Annotated in this window: 9 protein-coding genes; 1 reads left to right on the forward strand and 8 read right to left on the reverse strand. The window is 55.5% G+C overall.

Annotated features, from left to right (window positions below):
• Positions 1 to 189: 189 nt before the first annotated feature.
• From MFLA_RS12280 to epsA, 5 genes are all read right to left on the reverse strand, one after another.
• A complete protein-coding gene (locus MFLA_RS12280) occupies positions 190 to 10,188 on the reverse strand; it encodes a filamentous haemagglutinin family protein (RefSeq protein ID WP_011480623.1) in 9,999 nt (3,332 codons plus the stop codon).
• 21 nt (positions 10,189 to 10,209) lie between these two features.
• Positions 10,210 to 11,853, reverse strand: a complete 1,644-nt coding sequence (locus MFLA_RS12285; protein WP_011480624.1) for a ShlB/FhaC/HecB family hemolysin secretion/activation protein — start codon at positions 11,851 to 11,853, stop codon at positions 10,210 to 10,212.
• A gap of 248 nt (positions 11,854 to 12,101) precedes the next feature.
• On the reverse strand, positions 12,102 to 13,502 hold the full coding sequence (locus MFLA_RS12290) for a hypothetical protein (protein WP_011480625.1): 1,401 nt from the start codon (positions 13,500 to 13,502) through the stop codon (positions 12,102 to 12,104).
• Positions 13,503 to 13,583: 81 nt separating this feature from the next.
• Complete coding sequence (locus MFLA_RS12295; protein ID WP_011480626.1) at positions 13,584 to 14,342, reverse strand: PEP-CTERM sorting domain-containing protein; 759 nt, start codon at positions 14,340 to 14,342, stop codon at positions 13,584 to 13,586.
• Between the two features lie 553 nt (positions 14,343 to 14,895).
• Positions 14,896 to 15,714 (reverse strand): XrtB/PEP-CTERM-associated transcriptional regulator EpsA, encoded by an 819-nt coding sequence (gene epsA, locus MFLA_RS12300; RefSeq protein WP_011480627.1) that lies wholly within the window; start codon positions 15,712 to 15,714, stop codon positions 14,896 to 14,898.
• A 255-nt stretch (positions 15,715 to 15,969) separates the two neighbouring features.
• Between epsA and MFLA_RS12305 the strand changes: the two genes are divergently transcribed.
• Entirely contained in the window at positions 15,970 to 16,560 is a 591-nt protein-coding gene (locus tag MFLA_RS12305) for a lytic transglycosylase domain-containing protein (RefSeq protein WP_052286279.1), read from the forward strand.
• A gap of 154 nt (positions 16,561 to 16,714) precedes the next feature.
• Here the strand turns inward: MFLA_RS12305 and MFLA_RS12310 are convergent, their stop codons facing one another.
• Genes MFLA_RS12310 through MFLA_RS12320 form a run of 3 tightly spaced genes read right to left on the reverse strand, consistent with a single transcriptional unit; the run spans position 16,715 to position 18,148 of the window.
• A complete protein-coding gene (locus tag MFLA_RS12310) occupies positions 16,715 to 17,320 on the reverse strand; it encodes a type II secretion system protein (protein WP_195742006.1) in 606 nt (201 codons plus the stop codon).
• On the reverse strand, positions 17,295 to 17,675 hold the full coding sequence (locus tag MFLA_RS12315; protein ID WP_011480630.1) for a type II secretion system protein: 381 nt from the start codon (positions 17,673 to 17,675) through the stop codon (positions 17,295 to 17,297). The genes MFLA_RS12310 and MFLA_RS12315 overlap by 26 nt, the downstream gene beginning before the upstream one ends.
• Positions 17,675 to 18,148, reverse strand: a complete 474-nt coding sequence (locus MFLA_RS12320; RefSeq protein WP_011480631.1) for a type II secretion system protein — start codon at positions 18,146 to 18,148, stop codon at positions 17,675 to 17,677. Before MFLA_RS12320 ends, MFLA_RS12315 begins: the two co-directional genes overlap by 1 nt.
• Between the last annotated feature and the right edge of the window lie 2 nt (positions 18,149 to 18,150).

The raw sequence follows: 18,150 nt of genomic DNA on the forward strand, positions 1-18,150 counted from the left end.
CCACTCCCTTACGCCTGCCATCGCAGGCAATGTCACCTATATCGTACTAAGCTTATTCCTGGATGCAGTAGCTCCGCTCCTCAAGACCGGATTCCCAGCCCAGCATCGCACGGCAACACCACCATTCAGGTCATCATAACGAGCCTAAAGACGGTTGTCGCCATGCTGGGTACCGATGCAACAACTGCGTTACCTGAAGATATTGCCCAACCCCAGAATCTCGACCGTCACGAATGAAGGCATGAAATCCCTGACGTTGAAATCCTGCGGCAGATTCATCAGGCCATCAAGCGAAGCCGTTGTAGCAGAAGCGACATTGGAGGCACCACTTACCGTACCAGCCAGTGTGCCTGTGGTGGCGATGGGGACGCCCACTGTAGTCGTTCCAACTATATTCCCGGCATTTACAATTTGAGGAGCCACAGCCAGTACTCGTCCCCCCAAAATCCCAGCCTCTCCGGCATCAAGCACGCCTCTTGGCGCCATCAATGCAACAGTGCCTAACTCTGGCGCTGACAGCGGACCAGAAGGCCCATCTGGATCATATGTACCTGCTTGAATACCACTACCAGACCCTGCACCCTTGATGCGCAGCGTAGTATTGCCATATTTGTCGGTAAAGATTTCAGCCTCAGGCACGGCGACCACACTGCGTGATCCCTTGCCCGCATCGATATTGCCATTGTTGACCCACACTGTAATATCGCTGCCGAACTGCGTCATCACCCTAGACTGGTTGACCTGGAAATCGGTCTCGGCAAACGCACGAATGGCGCCACCACTTTCTGTGACGATGCCATTCCCAGCCGTGACAGCACGGCCCGGCACCCCTGCATTTACCATGCCTCCAGGCACCAGGATATCAATGCTGCCATCCCTGGCTGTGCGTATCCGGCTGTCAAACAGGGTCAGGTCGCCAAAGTAATCGTTATCTGACTGACGCGGGAACAAGGTAGCCACTGCATCATCCCCACGCTTGTGTCTTTGAATACCACTGATGTCTTCTCCCGATGCCATCAAGGCAGCATCCGCCTCGCCCGAAGCCAGCAACTCCGAAGAGTAATGGCGGAAAGCGAACACTGCCTGCCTGTCCTGATCCAGCGCCAGGTACTGTGTCATGGCGTCCTCCTCGGAAAGATTCACATCACCGCTCAATTCACGCATGTATTCCGCGACCGCCTTGGCGGTGCTGGCCCGGTAGGCTGCCATGCCTGTGGCATCCTCGGCCAGTACCGACGGTCCGCTGCCTTGCGGATCAATATAAGTCTTGATATAGGTCGAGACATGCGGCCCTTGCCCTACGCCGGCCAGCACGGTGAGCGATGCCCCCGTCTCAGGCAGGAAGGAATTCACCGTATTCGCCACACTGTTGATCCCACTGCCCGCGCCGAGGTCGAGATGACGCCCGGCCTGTATCATGAAGTTACCCGGACCCGCCAGCTGCATGCCAGAGGTATTGCCAGTCGTATACTTCAGATCGCGGCCAGCCTTGATTACGGTCAGGTCGGAGGGATCCGTATGCTGTATCTGGCCTTGAATCCCACTCACCGCGTCAATCGACATTTCGTGGATGTTCAGATTGACGATGTCCTGCCCGGCAATGATGGAGGCCGCTTTTGGCAAATTCACATTGATGGTGCCATCGCTACCATCATTGTTCCTGAAACTAATGGATCCGTTTCTCGCCACAATCGCTGCCTCCTTGCGATTGTTGGCATGCACCGGATTGGCGGCATGATTGGTCATGATGAAATTATTCAGACGTCCAATCACATTGGTCTCGACGTTAGGGTTGCGCATGGGATTGAACACCCCGGGCAACTGGGTCATATCGGCATCCGACATCATGATGGTATTGGCACTGACATTTCTGCCGGCAAGCAAGCTCAGGTTGCCTTGGGAAGAAGGCATGAGCTTGAGCGTAGTGGCATTGATGTCACCTTCAAAAGCAGTCGCCTGCACGCTGCCTGGCAGATAACCCAGGCTGGACTTACTGGCCATGATGCTTTGGTTCATCAGCAAGTTGCCTGCCCCTTTGCTCAGTTTGTCAGTAATAGTATTGGAAGCAGTGTCCGTATTGCCGAACCGGACATTACCGATCAATGCCATCACATCTATCCCTGCCTGCGCAGAATAGGTATTGAAATAAGCACTGGTACCAGTGTGTGAATTCGCTGGTGAGTTCGCTGTCCCCAATGCCGGGATCGTGGTATTCGATGCCGTCTGGGCGAACAGGGTCGGATTGAATACGGCTTCCAGGTAAACATCCCGCACTGCGGATACCGAGGCTGTCGCATCCTGCAGCGCAAGCGTCGTACCGATGGTATTTCCGGCCTTATTGACCGAGCCGCCAGCATTCAAGTCAATATGCCCGCGTCCTGCGTAATACACGCCATTATTGATATCCCCCCCTGCTGCGACCCTGATGTCTCCACCGCCATCCACCCGATAGCTATCCTCGCTGACATAACGTCCTGTCGTTGGCACCGACACCGAGAAATTCGTCACATGTCCACCAGCACTGACATCCACATTGCCACCACCAAATGCGGCTACTCCCTGCTGGAAAAGGTCAGTACGCAGCCACCAGCTGGTCGGCAGATTGTTGACTCCACCACCTTGCCGGAATATCCAGTTGTTGGGAATCTGCTGGACGCCGCTGGCATTCAACAGTGCACCCGTGATATCGCCTTGTGCGGCAATGCTGATATCCCCGCCTCCCGTCAGATATTGCGTTGCCGCATTACCGGCGCCTGCATTGGGCCCATTGAACCCAGCCAGCGCATCTGCTGCCCGGCCTGCCGTATAGACTACCGAACCCGCATTATTGAGCGTGAAATTACCGCCAGTGGCAATATTGATATCTCCGGTACCAGTCCGCACCAGCTTGTTGTTCGCCAATGTCATGTTGCCAGTGCCGGCAATGGTTTCCAGGGTATTCACTGCATTCAGGTCAGCGCCAGACACCAGATTGATGCTCCAGGAATCTCCTGCCTGCAACGCGCCGGTGTTGGCCAAAGCGGTGGAGAAACCGTCACTGAGACTGCCGTTGAGTTGCAGGTTGCCAGTGCTGCGTATCGTAAGCGCACCATCGCGTCCTTGCGAAAGATCCCTCAGGTTCCAATCATTGGACAAACTCGTATTACCGTCTACGCGCAGCTCTGTGTGCGGCGCGACAATTGCGGCAACACCGTCGCTGCTATTCTGATATGCAGCAGAAGATGAAGCCGCGCTGGCATAGAACTGATTGGTATCGGATCGGATCGAATTCAGTGTAGCCGCATTCAGGGTGCCGCTGGCAGGACTGATGATTTGCACGGATTCCAGCAATATCTTGTCAGCGCCAGCGACAGCAGAGGTCGCATTGTGATCGACCTTGAGGCCGGCCACACCGTCGCGGGCGGCCCGCATGTTGACCTGTCCGCGCTCGCTGCCGCCGACATCCACCAGGGCGCCATTAGCGGCGCTGATTATTCCACTATCGGATGCAAGCAGCACCTTGCCGCCCTTGCCATTTTCCGCATCGCCCTTGACCAGTACCTGACTACCTGCATTCAGGGTCAGGTCATTTTTGGCATAAATCTGTACATTGCCGCCATCCTTGCCACTGGCGTTGACGGTGCCGAGAATATTGACACTACCGTCGTCAGCGCTCAGTACGAACTTCTGGGCGTTGACGCTATCGGCTTGCGCAATCGTCACATCGCCCGAGCGTATGCGCAGATTACGCGACGCATTGAAACCACCTGCATTCAAGGCTGAATTCAACGCAGAGAAATCAGCAAGCTGCCTGCTGTCCAACACAAAATGACCTGCAGTCTTGCCCTCGGCAGCCGCGCCTTGCAGCGTGCCCTCGGCAACATTTACGCTGCCATTGACGGCAGTCATCCTGACTGTACCTGCATTGCCACCCTCACCGCCGCCCACATTAATCGTGGCTCCATCCATGACATGGATATCGGCCTGGTCCGCCTGCAAGCTCACCGTTCCGCCCGGGGTATGCGCGGTATATTTGTCAAAAGCAACGGCTGCGGAGCCTGCATTGATATTGGCATCGCTCGCAATATTCAGGTCACCTGTCGTGGCCCTGGCATTCAACTGGCCAGATAACAATTCCATGCTGCCTCCAAGCACCATGGAGGCTGCTGTGAGGCTGAGCTTGCCGCCCAGGCCGGAGCTCGCCTGCTCAGCTGTATTACCGTTGCCTTGCGTCGTGAGGCTACCGTGATTGGCTAATACGGCATAATCTGTGCCCGTAGCTGCCGTCACGCGTTGGCTGGTCAAGGTGGTCTGCTGCGCAGTGCTATTCAAGGTGCCAGCACCGGAAAACACGATATCTGAAGTGCTATTCAAGGCAATCTGGTCGTAACCGGCCAACGCGAAATTACCCGCACCAGTCGGTCCGCTTTCCCCTTTACCCTCAATATGGATACTGTCAGCGTTCACCGTCAGCTGGCTGCCAGAAGTCTGGGTAACCGGCGCAGAAACCGCACCAGCGGAGTTCTTCAAGGTCAGGCTGGCAGCTGTCAGTGTGGCATCGGCACTGCCATTGACTTCGTGCCCTACGATCCCTCCCGCGTTGATGGTCACATCCAGCGCCTCGTTCCCCAGGCTCACATCCCCATACAGGTTGACATCCTGCTGGCTGTTTAGCGTCACCTTGGACAAACTGCCGAAACTGCTCAACAACTGGTCGTCAACACGCATGCCGCTGACCGATGGATCGGCATCGCCGATCAGGATATTGTTGGCCCCCAGGGTTACGCTACCATTGAGGGAGCCGTCATCTTGGGGAACGATGGTGACTGATCCGGCAATATCGGCTTCCCTGGTGGCATCCAGGACCAGGGAATTGTGAGCACTCACCACACTGCCATCTGCAATATCCAGAATGCCTGTGACAGGATTGCTGGTGGTATTGACACGATCATAGACCAGGTCATGTTTGCCCGACACAGCGAGCAAAGCGCCATCCCCCTTGACCCGGAGCATGTTTTCACCCGCGGCTTCGGTGGCATTCGTACTGATGGAGGCGTCAGCATCGACGGCCACTTTTTCAGCGGCCGTGGCAATCAGCTCATCCACACTCAATCCGCTGCCGCTATTGGAGAATGTCACATTTTTCGCAACGGTATCGATTTCCGTTGCTTCTGCCCCCTGGCTGCGGCGCCCCCCCAACAAAATGCTCTCGGCATTCAGGGCATTGAGCGACTCTGCCGTGAGTTGCAGGCTGCCATCGTCGTCACCCACAGTGGAAACCACTTTGATATTCTCGGAAACAATATCCACCATGGCGCCACGTCCCTTGCTGGCATCGGTCTTCAGGGTGGCCTGCAGGTTAAGCCGCTCGCTGGCATTCAATACCAGCTGGCCAGCGTCTGTCGCCAACCTCGGAATGGCCGTGCCATTGCTGATCGCCTGGCGGGTGAAATAGTCATTGCCGCTGGTGATCATGTATTCAGCCGGCACCTTGATACCGGAGGCTTCCGGATTCCTGAACACTGCACCGTCGGTCACCTTGAATGTTGTCCAGTAGGCGTCACGGCTGAAGCCATTCACATCCGTGAAATAACCGGCACTCAATGTCGTGCCATCAAGCAGGTTGTTTATCATGGGGCCAGGCTGGATCGAATGATCGACTTCCACCATGAAAGCCCCTTCCAGCAAGGCATAGCGGGCAGGCAACAAGGTATAGAAGCCGGCAGCCAGGCCTTTTCCACCTGCAATGTAAATGGATTGACCGACCTTGGGAGCATACCCCGCATCCGTATTGGCGTACTGGTAATAATCATAGTCAAACGGTGCATATTCCCCCTGCAATGAAGGCAGTATGGCAAATACGCCGGCCTTGTTCTTGAGGATGTCGGTGGAGCCGCCTAAGCCGGGAATAAACTCATAGGCAAAGGTATCGCCATTGCCGGACAGATCAACCACCGCGCCCTGCTTCTGGTCTACCGTCCTGCCCGTCATGACAATGCTTTTTTCCATGGGCGTCTTGCCCAGGTTGACATTGTTGGGGAAGCGCCAGCTATTGCCTCCATCGGCGGTATAGCCATAAGGGATAGACAAGCCTTCTGCCGATGTCGAGGTCAGGCTGTTCTCACCGATGGTCAGGGTATCTTCAGCCTGCAGCTCGATTTCGCCCAATGGCGCACGTATCACCCCATCCTGCTGAATATTCTCGGCCTTGAGCGTCAGCTTGCCACCAGCGCTGAATACGGCCTTGGGGGCCATCCCGCTTGATTTCACTTCGATATGACTGCCAGGACCAGTGGCCTCCACAGTGAAGGCGCTATTGGTCACCGGGTAAATCTGGCGTGCCGTCATCTGCAATTCACCAGGCGTGCGGAACGAGCCATGATTATCGGCCGTCAACCCGCGCATACGGATATCCAGCCGGCTGTTCAGCTCGGTTCTGTTCACCCCAGAGATATTGGGCGACCCATTCAGGTCTATCCAATCGGCATTGACCTGCAGCAATCCTTGTCCTGCCACCATGTCATTGCTGATGAGGGGCGCAGAAAACGTCACGTGTGAGGCATTCAGCGACACCTGGCCGTCATCCAGCACATTGATGCGCGGCGCGGTCAGCGCCAGGGTCTGCCTTGCCACCAGGTTGACGCCCGATTCAAGATCAATACGGTCATGTTGATTGGCACTTGGCGCCCTGCCATCGGTGGTGCTGCGCAGGCTGACATGATCGAACTGGCCTGCATTGATCTGTTCGGTGGAAATCTGTGCCTTGCCCTCGAATGCCGCCAGGCTATCCCCCGCGGACAGTCCCGATGCCTGTACTTGCTTACCTGTAGTGACTGTCAGTACCCGCTCACCGGTAGGGGGAGCCGGACTCTGTGAAGAAGGTGTCAAGTCCCCGATCAGGCCCACCGACAGCGTGCCCCGTTCACCGGTGCCCTGCGCACTCCCGACCAGGCTGCCATCAAGCGCCATCCCTTCCCTGGCGCGAATCTCAATATCCCCTGCCGCCCCATAGAGGGTGGAGGTATGGTAGCCCCATCTGTCGCCAGTAGTCACATCCACCTGGCCAGAGGTCCCGGAAACATCGATGACGCTGCCTTCCTGGGCGATGACGAAGCCCTTGCCTGCGGACTGACTCTGGCCTTCACCGGTATTGATATGGACGCTGCCACCGTCAAATACGCGCGCCTGCAATAGGCTGCCGGTATAAGTGTAGCTGGGAGGGCGTAAATAATAGCCTGCTACATTGATCACCGAGTGTTCACCTAGCCAGATGCTCTGGCTACTATCGTACGGTGATGCATCCACTGCGCCGAGCAGGTCCAGCTTCACCTTACCCGCAGGCGTGATCAGGCTGCCGAGCATAGTCAGCTGCTTGCCTGCATCCAGGGTGATACTGCCTACATTGCCGTTGATATCGGGGATATCCGTCCTGATCGTTGTGTTTTCCAATACTGTCAGGCTACCCACCGCATTATCATCGCCAAAAGCCGAAAACTTCACCGTCGCCGGAGCACGCAACCCTTCCGCCATCATTACCGGCGTTGCCACACCAGCTTCTTGAATGCTGTTGGCGGACGCACGACCGGCAAACCCGCTGACTTGCTGCAGGGTCTGCATCTTGGGATGAATGACGCTGGCCCTGCCCGTTGCGTCGCCGACAACAAACTCACTGTTATTGCCGGTCGTCTTGATGGTGTAGGATGAAAAACCGCCCTGCTCGAAGAAAGACTCCGATAGCCAGAATGAGCCATCGCCCGGATTCTGCCCTCCCACATGGATATCACGCCCCGTCGACAGGCTGAGCTCCCCTCCCCTGGTGAATCCATAGGCACGCATGTTCGCCGGCCTGTTGAGCTCGCTGCCGCCAGCCAGAGTGATATTGCCACCGTTACCCTGATGCCAGGTTCCCTGGCCATCCAGCCACGCCCCTGCGCTTGTATCGATCAGCGTACGTTCACCGAATGCAACAGTACCCCCGGTGAGGCTGACATGGCCACCATTCAAGGCAACAGGCATCGTGAAAGCGCCTTGTATGCCAGGAATGTCATTCGCCCACGTGCCAGCCGTACTCAGCACAACATCATCCCTGACATTGACTTGATCAGTGCTGGTCTGGGTCTCGACAGTAATGTTACCGCCTGGGGTCATGATGCTGCGGTTGATATCGACATTCCTGCCCTTGAGTCCAACCGAACCATTGGCTGCGGTCGTGATGGCCGCATCCACGTTCAATTTGCCCTGGCTTTCAAACTTCACATGGTTGAAGCCATTGGCCAGCATACTTGTATCAATCTGTGCCTGCTGCGTATTGGCGGTATCTGCAGAGAAGGTTGCGCTAACATTGCCTGCATCATCCACCACGGTCAGGGCCTGATCACCTGTCATGAGGTTGAACTTGCCACCATCGGGCAATTGGGCACGCTGGGTAATGTCATGCCGGGTATTGGCGACCATGGTGCCGTCGATGACTGGACTGCCACCAGTACTGGTCACATTGATCGTGCCAGCATCGCCGCCCTGACGGTATGCCTGCTGGAAATTGCCATTTGTCCCCTGGTCAAGGATAAAGGTGCGGGACATGCCTGATTTACGATCAGTCACTGTCACCTGGTTGCCAATTCTTTGATAGGGCGTATCACGCCTGGCCTGGGAAATAGGCACAATCCTGCCCTGATAGACCAGGGTGCTTTCCTTGACGGCACCAGCCGCATAATCAATCACGCCACCGGATACGTCGATGACAGAGCCCTGCTTGGTGATCACATCGCCTGCGGAACTGATGTTCACCGTGCCACCTGCGCTCATGCGTTCGGCAATGGTCTGTGTTCGTGTATCAAGATATGGCTGGATATCGAAGAGATCGGTGCCTTTACGCGCATCGACATAAATATAATCGCCGAGCAAAGGGCCCCCTTTGAGCATGGGCGTATCTTTCAGCTCTTCCGAGTAAAGCCGGATTTCCAGCTGATTCTTGGACATGGCCGCCTTGGCATCCACGCCCGAGACATCAATGCGCGCCGTATCATCCAGAAACACCCGGACCGGCATCGTCGCCGTGGCATTTTCGGTACCCCGCTTGGCGCTCAGGTTGACGACACCGCCCTTGGCATTGATGGTGCCCTTCACGTCAACCAGGCGTCCCTCCGCCGTCACTGTCGAGGGTTTCAACACTACCGTGTTGCCGATTTCCTCGGGATTTTTATCCTCGACAGTGACTTCCGTAACACTTCCTTCACCCAGCGTCACCTTGCCAAACCGTTGGGCGACGCCATCAGAGGCGCGTACTGAATCGCGGGCCAGCAAATGAATTGAGCCATTGGCCCGTACGGAAGTGCTTGCCTTGATCCTGCCCATTTGGTTCACTGCCAACCCAACCAGGCTGGCATTGCCACGCTCGGCAATAATCTCCCCCAGATTGGTCGCCGTGCCGCCGCTGTCGACTTCCACCAGCATGCCGGCCAGATCCGTCGTCGACTTGAGATAGACCTTCTCACCGGCCGCCAGGATCGTCTGTCCTTCAGGCGTGGTGATCAGCCCATTGTTTTCCACATTCTTGGCCAGCAGCACCACTTTGCCACCGGTGGCGGCATTGAGGTGCGCACCGGCCTCGACCTTGACGAAACCGCTCATGCCGATGAAGGTCGCTTCTCCGGCGAGATTATTGATGAAGCCCTGCCTGAAGAGATCATCCGTCATGTTGCTCGCCGTCATGGCCCAGACAGACCCCATATTGATCTGGGCGCCCTCGGCAAACACAATGCCATTGTTGTTGAGGAAATAGTTGGTGCCTGCAGCATTGATGGTGCCGGCAATGATGCTGGGATCGTTATCGTAAATCCGGTGCAGCATGCCCCAGTTGGATAACTGGCCCTCGATGTTCAAGGTATGATCGCGCGCCAGGTTGAATTTTTGCCAGTTGGCAATCGCCTGCGGCGCATATTGCTGGATGGTGGTCACCGTCGGGCTGGCAGCGGTAATCGCGGCATTGCTCCATACGATATTGCTCACCTGCAACCCTGACTGCGGCAGAGGAATGATGTCGGCAGATGCATGCCCGGCAGCTATCGATGCGATCAGTGCCAGCAAGGCGCGGCGCCGGGCCCTGGCGGATGAGGCTCCTCCCCCGGAATGCACGACTGCCACTTCCGGCGCTGGCACGTACATCCCCAAGCGCTTGCTGAATACCAGACGAAATAGACCTTTATTCATCACGAACTCCTAAACTTTGGGCTACCAGTCGTAGCCAAGACGGAAGTGCAGCAGGGAGTCTCCCTTGTCGATAAAACCATCCGTGCCTTCCTTGCCTTTCGTTTCCCTCAATGCCCACGCCAGATCCATGTTGGCGTAAATGCCATGCCACTTCTTCAATTGCATGCCGAAGCCGACGGAGGAAAGATTCAAACGCTCGCGCTCCCTCGGCCCAGGATGAAAAACCGCCGTATAGCCCGCACTGTAAAACACGGAGGCATATAGCTCACCCGTACTCATGCCCAACCAATTAGCGAGCGACGGGGTACGCAATTCCGCCACGCCAAACAAGCCTTTATCCCCGACAGAGGTCGCTTCGTAGTAACCTCGCACGGAATCCACTCCCCCGAGGAAAAACTGCTCATTCGAAATCAGCTGCCCGGTCGAAGCCTGGCCGGAAATCCGCCCCAGCAGCTGCCAGTCCCGTGGCATGCGGTAGGTATGCTTGAGATCACCGCGCAGGTGGGCAAAGCTGCTTTCAGTGAATAGCTCATTCTTTTTCTGGAAGAATGCTTCTTCATCCGACATCAAGTCGCGAATCGCAAAGGTCACTCCCAGATTGAGCTGGGTCGTGGTGACCTTGGATTGCATGGTGGCGTCATACCCCAGATAGAACGGCAGATAATGGATGGGCATGCTGTCCACTTCAGTGCCGTTGAGGCCGATGAATTCATCAAAATTCTTGTAGTCCACCCCCAGGCTCAGGTTATGGAAATACCCGGACAACAATGGTGCCGGCAATGGCTTGATATAGCGCAACCCGGCAATTTCCCCGTTACCGACGACATTCAGACCCCCGATGCCGCTGAGCACATTCACATTGCTGCGCGAAACCACGCCATACAACGCCCAGTAATTCCCCGTTCCGGTAGGGATCATGTAGTTGAGCGACAGTACCCGGGTTTCGTCAAACCGCTCCGGCGTGACCTGGAAACTCATGGACAGGCTGTGATCCTTCTGCCAGAGGTTGTCATAGCGCACCGATCCAGCGAGACGGGTATGCGTGGTATTCGCCATATAGCGGTTGTTCAGCTCGAGGTTGGCATGAAAGGGCAGCTTGTCCTGCACCTTGAGATCCACCTCCACCTTTCCAGGCGTCTTCCCCGGACGCATGATCGGCGCCACCTGCCTGTCGGGCTGCATGTTCAAGCCCGCCAACTGGCGTTGCACATTGGGAAAATGCGGCACCTTGCCCTCTGCCAGCTCAGGCACCCTGGACTTGATCGCGCCCAGGGAGTAATAGCGCGAGCCGACCACGCGCAATTTCTCCACCTTGCCTTCCAGCACCTCCAGCCTGACGACCTTGTCATTCACCTCCTGCTCAGGCGTGTTGACAAATACCGTCAGATAGCCTGCATCATGAAATGCCTTTTCCAACGCGGCCCGCGCGCGCTCAACATCATCAATCGTCTTGCCTTCACCCAGGAAGGGATACACCGCCTGCTCAATCTTGCCTGCAGGCAATACCGTGTTCCCGCTAACGCTGAACTCCATGATGTCGAACTGGGGCTGCTCCTCCACAGACTCTGCAGGCGCATCCTCGCCCGGGACTTCATCATCAGCCGCGAACCCTGGCACGGGCAAGAAATACAGCAACCCGGCGATACACAACAAAAATAAACGCACGCTTGATACTTTCCTGGAATGTCACAAATGGAAAATGGCTAATAAAACAAGCAACCACCAGCAGACCCCATGTTTTATTAGCCGCTCTCGGCTTGCATGTCCTGCATCCGCATACACCGAGCGCGCCTATCATATGAAGCTGATATGACACACCCATGACGAAATACAGAGTAAAAAGCACTTTCCTGTTTTCACAGGAAAGTGCCTAGGTATTACAACGGGTTCACACCCTTGTTATTGCCAGCTTTTTAGAAGAACAATTGCTGTGCTGCGCAGTTGTTGCCGAAGCGGGTACCCTTGGCAGTCACTTGCAGTTCGCCCTCAACTTGAGCGCTGCCGCAGGCAGAACCACCCAGCGGATTCAGGGTCAGGCCGCGTGGCACGTCAGCACAATTGGCTGGGCTACCCAATGCAGCAGTGATTTCAGGAATCAGCTGAGCACCAAACGCATCCGCCGTATTGGCAACGAAGGAACGCAGTTCGATATGGAATGGGTAATCACCGTTGATAGCAGTTTCACGAGCGAACTCAACACCATCAGCAATACCGTTGCCATTGCCGTCGAAAGTACCGCCTTCAGGATGTACGCCGTCCAGCTTCACATAGCGATAACCCTGGTTGGAAGCACTGTCAGTACGCCAGTTGTTTTCCATGGACAACACACCGATAGCGAACTCACCACGGCTACCACGACTCGTCAAGGTGGACTTGACATTGCCAGAGCCACTGTGCTCAGTCACCACAAAAGTACCTGTAGAATCTTCAGCACCAGCTGGCTCCAAGCTTGCCAAGGCACCTGCGGAGCAAGGATTCTTCAGGAAATGTGCATTGGAACTAGCTTGCGTACCGGAAGTCGAGACGCGGCGCTCCAAATAGACTGTCTGACCTGCACCTGCATCACCCAGAATTGGGGACCAATCAGCTTGATATCCAGCGTTACGAGCAATAATGGAAGCATATTGCGCAGAAGAGATATTTGGCGCATCAGCTGGATCATCGCTACCTACGTTCAAGCCTTGTGCTTGTTGCAAGGCACGATACAGCGGCAGACTTACAGCCACACCAAAAGTCTGACCAACGTAGGCTTCAGCTTCAGTGCCTGCAGCAGAAACATCAAAACCGAACAAAGAAGCTTCAACATCAGAGAAACCACCAGCAGGCTTGGCCACTGCACCATCAGCATTAACAGCAGGATTCACCAACGCGCAGCTCTTGTAGTTGACATGGCCAGGGAAAGCGCCAGTAGCAACTTGGCAATTGGCTTGGTCAAGACGGCGCAGACGTTGCAACTGGGTGCCATCGATATGAGGTGCGTAAGCATTCCAGGAACCATCGGCAACAGAGTGGTATACCACAGAAACCACACCGCCACGTGTACAGGCATAGGCTGCGTAGTTGCCCAAGGAGCCTGGACGCACATTGGTGTCGGAGCTGGAGCTGGAGAACAGGGAAACAGAATCAGCATCGCAACCCGAGGCAAAGCCGGTGTAGATGTTGAAGGTAGGTGCGGAAGCGCCGGAAATCCAGGTTTCCTGCAATGTGCCGGCAGCGCGGGCAGCGCCAATATCAGCAGGTGTAACAGGGGCAGCCAGCACGGAACCAGCAGCCAGGGTGGCCGCAACAGCCAGGATTAATTGTTTGACTTGCATTTGAATCTCCCAATATTGATATCTATTGAATAACACTAGAGAAGACAGCCCCGCCCTTGTGAGACGGAGCCAATACTGCAATTAAGCAGATTTGCGGCGACGGGCAGCAACCCCTACCAGACCCAGGCCAGCCAACAACAAGGCATAAGTTTCTGGTTCAGGAACAGCAGCCAAAATCAAAGCGCCATTTGCATCTAAGCGGATAGAAACAACTTCATCATAGGGAACTACACTTCCGCGACCAATCACACCAGCCCCACTCAGGTATTGCACAAGACTTTGCTCAGCGCCAAATTCAGCCAAGCTTTGAGGACCACGACCCCACAAACTGCCATGCTCACCGCTATAAACATAGCCAGCATATCCTTGACCACTTGTTGAAACATTGCCATTACGCTCATTAGCAACGAGATAATTATTCATTGGCCCAGTAACTTGTGTAATGACATTAGTAACCATAGGGTCTGGAAGCGCAGCTCCATCCCTCACAGTAGTAATGAAACCAAACTCGCCAGCCACCCGGTTGTTACCAAGATTGTCAAATGCAGCAACAGCCCACTTGGTGCTAGAAGCATCAGCTGTTGCAAAGAACGTATTCCATGTATCAGCATATTCACCAGCACTCAAATCCCAGCTAAAACCACCTGAAGTATTAATAACATCTGGCGTAAACGTGTGGTAGTTAAGCCCAAGGTCAAAAACCGCAGAAATATTGTTTGTACGGTCAAGCAGAGTCAAAAATACGCTGCTATCACCACCCCTATCAAACGCATTTGCCGCGCCAGAAATGCTCATTGTTGCAACAGCGGCAACAACCAAAGCCTTCATCTTGATATTCATGTCATTACTCCCGAAAATTGTCTTAAAAAACTAAACGAAACATCTTTGAGTCGCTGCATTCGTCACGCTGCAAACTACCTAACGTACCCAACTGCGCCTTCTCAAAATTCGCGACTGAGTGCATCTTAGAAATGGAATGTGAAGTAGGTGTGGAACCGATATAGTTCTTTAGGACTAGATCGGCAGGCGATGAAAGTGGGCAGATGGCCTGACTTGGCGCCCAGCCTCAAACCGAGATCAAGCTTGATGACATACGCCATGCCAGAGCTAATCGGTCACATAGCAATCATTCTGTAGATTTTCAAGATGACGGGGTTGTATCTGACATCAAGAATCGCGAGATACCCCGTCATTCACAACGCCCGCCAACAGGAACTCAGGTAAGCAACATTTCATGATCATCACGGGAATGTACTGGCACGACGCTGATACTTATATATATGTATATTCAGGGCACCGAATAGCACTTTCTCGCCTTCGTTGGCTTGCCGCGGTTATGGACAAGGCAAGTTCTGCGACAGAGCGAGCCTGCCTGGATAGAGACGGTACAATCTCAGTGGCGGATCAAGCCCAGGCGATAGGCTTTGGCGGCCGCATGGCTGCGGTTTTGCACATCGAGTTTGCGCAGGATGTTCTGCATGTGATTCTTGACGGTCAAGGGGCTGATCTCAAGAATGGTGGCGATTTCCCAGTTACTCTTGCCGGTATGCACCCATTGCAGGATTTCTTTTTCCCTGGGGGTGATGATGCCTGCATTGACACCTTCTCCCATTGCGTCACCAAAGTTGAACACGCCATCGCTCACACGCATGAGCACGGAATGCAGGTAAGGCACCAGCAGTTCCAGCATATAGGCATGACTGGCATTCAGCTCGCCGGAAATGCGCGAAAAGGAGAAGAAAGAAGAAATGCTGCCATCGGCGGAGGATAATCCATAAGCCGCGATATTGCGCAGCTCGCTTTCCTGCAGGTTGACCTGATCGATCTTGGGAACGGTGAACCTGCCGAAGTTGCCATCCTTGAGGTAAGGGTCAATCAGCACCGGTTGGGAAGTCTGCCGCCAAGCCTGGATGGCCTTCATTACGACACCCGTTCTTTCATGCATGGCGATTGCGACCTGCGCATCGGTCACATAGCGCGTGCTGCTGAATGTCTCAAGAGAGAAATTTCTCCCCACCCCAACAGCAAAGCCGCAGAGCAAGACTTCGTGCGGTAACAGAAATTGAAAATGGCCCTGCAGCCATGAAAAAAGTTGCGCCTTTTTCTTGATCCGCAAGGACGCATCGACCACTTCCAGAAAGGCACTCGCCTGATCCGGCGTGAGATCCTTGTTATAGTTGTCCATAACCCCGATTGATTCTAATTGCAGCACAATGCCTTCCTCCCAATGTGCATTCTCGGGGATTCAGGTTTCAATCCCGTGAAGGCAGAGTGGCATTCTTGTTTCAATATCAACAGGCATGTTGCTTCCAGCCTGACGGCTGGCATGATCCTTAACGCCTGTTCACGAGCTGAAGGTTATAGCAACACCACATGACAATATATCGGCCAGTCATAGTCCCAAAGAACTAGTCCTGTTTTTGCAATTTTCATGGTTGTGTCATCTCGATTCGGCAGGCTAGCTGGCATGAGCAAACTTGGTTTGATATTTGTCCTGGCCTTCTGGACTTGGCTGTCGCTGATCCCTGAATCGCGCGCGGATATCTGCCTGCAAGGCGACAGCGATGATGTCATGCGCATTTCCAACACGGGGAACACCCAGGATTGCACATGGCGCATCAGCGAAGCTATTCCACTACAACGCGCCACTACCTCCGCCACCATGCCGTTCCATGACGCGGTGACGGCAGCCGCGCATGCTACCCAGCTTGACCCCGCCCTGCTGCATGCAGTCATCAAGACGGAATCAGGCTACCAGGCTTCGGCAGTCTCCCCGCGCGGGGCAACAGGACTCATGCAATTGATGCCAGCCACGGCACGCCAGTTGGGAGTAAGCAACGCCCTTGATCCGGGGCAGAACATCATGGCGGGCGCACGCTACCTCAGCCAGCTGCAGCACGAGTTCAACGGTGACATCAGCCTGGCGCTCGCCGCCTACAATGCCGGTCCGGCCACGGTAAAACGGTATGGCAATGTGATCCCGCCCTATGCGGAAACCCGCGCCTATGTGCCCAAGGTATTGCAGGCATATCGGCTTATCAGCGGCAAGACCGATTAAATTCCATCTCTAAAAACCAAGAGGGTAAGTGCCGACGTTGGGCTTGAATTCCACGGCTGGCTGCGCCCGGGCAGCGCAAATCCATCGACAAAAGCGCTTGCGCCTGTCTGCGTGTTAGCGAGTGCACTACAGCGGCGATGACGGATGCCGCTCCTCAATTGGCCTTTTTCGCGATGCCTCCAGCACCTGCTGCAGGTAGGTTGGCCGCCGCCGGGGCCGATGGGGAAGCTGAAGGCATGCCGGGATTGGCCGGGCTGCGGGCGTTGGCATTGATGCCGCCCTGCTCCGCGCCTTGCTTGGCGGAAAACTCCCAACGCTGGTAGCTATCCGCCCCGGTGAATGCCCGATGTGCTTCGTCGAAACCATCCTGCTTGAACGGGCGGGCCTTGGAGCGGCTGTACACACCCACGATGCGCTCCTGGTCCTTGATCAGCCCCCAGTCCTTGCTTGCCGTCATCGGGTCAATATAAACCCGGCGCAAGTGATGCTGCGGCGTGGGTCCGCGCTTGTCCAGCAGCAAGTCATCGAGCCTAGCGGGATATTGCTTGATCGGGCTGGGCGTCTGTTGGTAGTAGCGCAGGATCGCAGCCTGTATCTGGTCGCCGGCGAACAGCAGCTCTTTTTCCTTCTCGCGCTGGGAGGCGGTATGCCAGGCTTCGCCGAGGGCGGCAAGGCCGATGCCGCTCACTGCGATCATCATGAGCAGGCCGATATAGGTAAAGCCGCGCTGCATGCTACCACTCGGCGTAGAGAGAGCCATCGGATGCCTGCCCCTCCGCGCCGCTGCGCAGATCATACAGTCCGCCCGGCATGTCTTCTTCCGGGGCAACCAGTTCCCAGGTTTCACTACTTTCCGTGATCGGGTCAACTGGCACAGCGCGGATATATTTGCGCTCTGCAAGCTCTTCCAGTGAGTCAGGGTAGCGCGCATTGTCCGCATGGAATTTGTCGATGGCATCGCGCACCACGACAAGCGTCTGCTTCAGGGCCGCCTCCTTGGCACGCTCCACCCCGTTGAAATAGCGCGGGGCTGCAATGGTGATGAGCAACATGAGAATGGCCATGACCACCAGCAGTTCGACCAGCGTGAATCCGCGAAATAACGAGCGTTTCATCACCATTCCCGATAGGCAATGCCATTGAGGCCGGTGCCGGTGCTGAGCGAGTACACATCAAACACATCGGCGCCTGGCTGCGGCGCATCCGGCGGACTGGCATAGCTGCGCTTGCCCCAAGTATCCTGCGCAGGCACATCTTTGTCCGGGAACATCGGGTCGCGCGGCAGGCGGCGCAGGAAACGGATGAGGCGCTTCTTTTCGCTGCTGGCATCCGGCACGCCGTTGGCCAGCACTTCGAGGTTGGGCGGATAACCGGATGCATCCGCATTGACGATGATCTTGCCCTCCTCCACCGCTTTTTTATAGGCGTCGATCGCGCTGCGGATGTCACGCAATGCCTGGCGCAATTCGGCTTCCTGCTGGCGCTTCACGCTCCATTGACCAAGCGGGATCAAGGCACTGGCGAGGATGCTGACGATGGTCAGCGTCACTACCAACTCAATCAAGGTAAATCCGGCCTGGCGTAGCATGA

It is taken from the genome of Methylobacillus flagellatus KT (assembly GCF_000013705.1).
GTDB lineage: Bacteria > Pseudomonadota > Gammaproteobacteria > Burkholderiales > Methylophilaceae > Methylobacillus > Methylobacillus flagellatus.

Coding starts and splice junctions, on each gene's coding strand:
- MFLA_RS12280 (WP_011480623.1), bottom strand. CDS start 10,188: ATGAATAAAGGTCTATTTCGTCTGGTATTCAGCAAGCGCTTGGGGATG.
- MFLA_RS12290 (WP_011480625.1), bottom strand. CDS start 13,502: ATGCAAGTCAAACAATTAATCCTGGCTGTTGCGGCCACCCTGGCTGCT.
- MFLA_RS12295 (WP_011480626.1), bottom strand. CDS start 14,342: ATGAATATCAAGATGAAGGCTTTGGTTGTTGCCGCTGTTGCAACAATG.
- MFLA_RS12305 (WP_052286279.1), top strand. CDS start 15,970: ATGAGCAAACTTGGTTTGATATTTGTCCTGGCCTTCTGGACTTGGCTG.
- MFLA_RS12310 (WP_195742006.1), bottom strand. CDS start 17,320: ATGGCTCTCTCTACGCCGAGTGGTAGCATGCAGCGCGGCTTTACCTAT.
- MFLA_RS12315 (WP_011480630.1), bottom strand. CDS start 17,675: ATGAAACGCTCGTTATTTCGCGGATTCACGCTGGTCGAACTGCTGGTG.
- MFLA_RS12320 (WP_011480631.1), bottom strand. CDS start 18,148: ATGCTACGCCAGGCCGGATTTACCTTGATTGAGTTGGTAGTGACGCTG.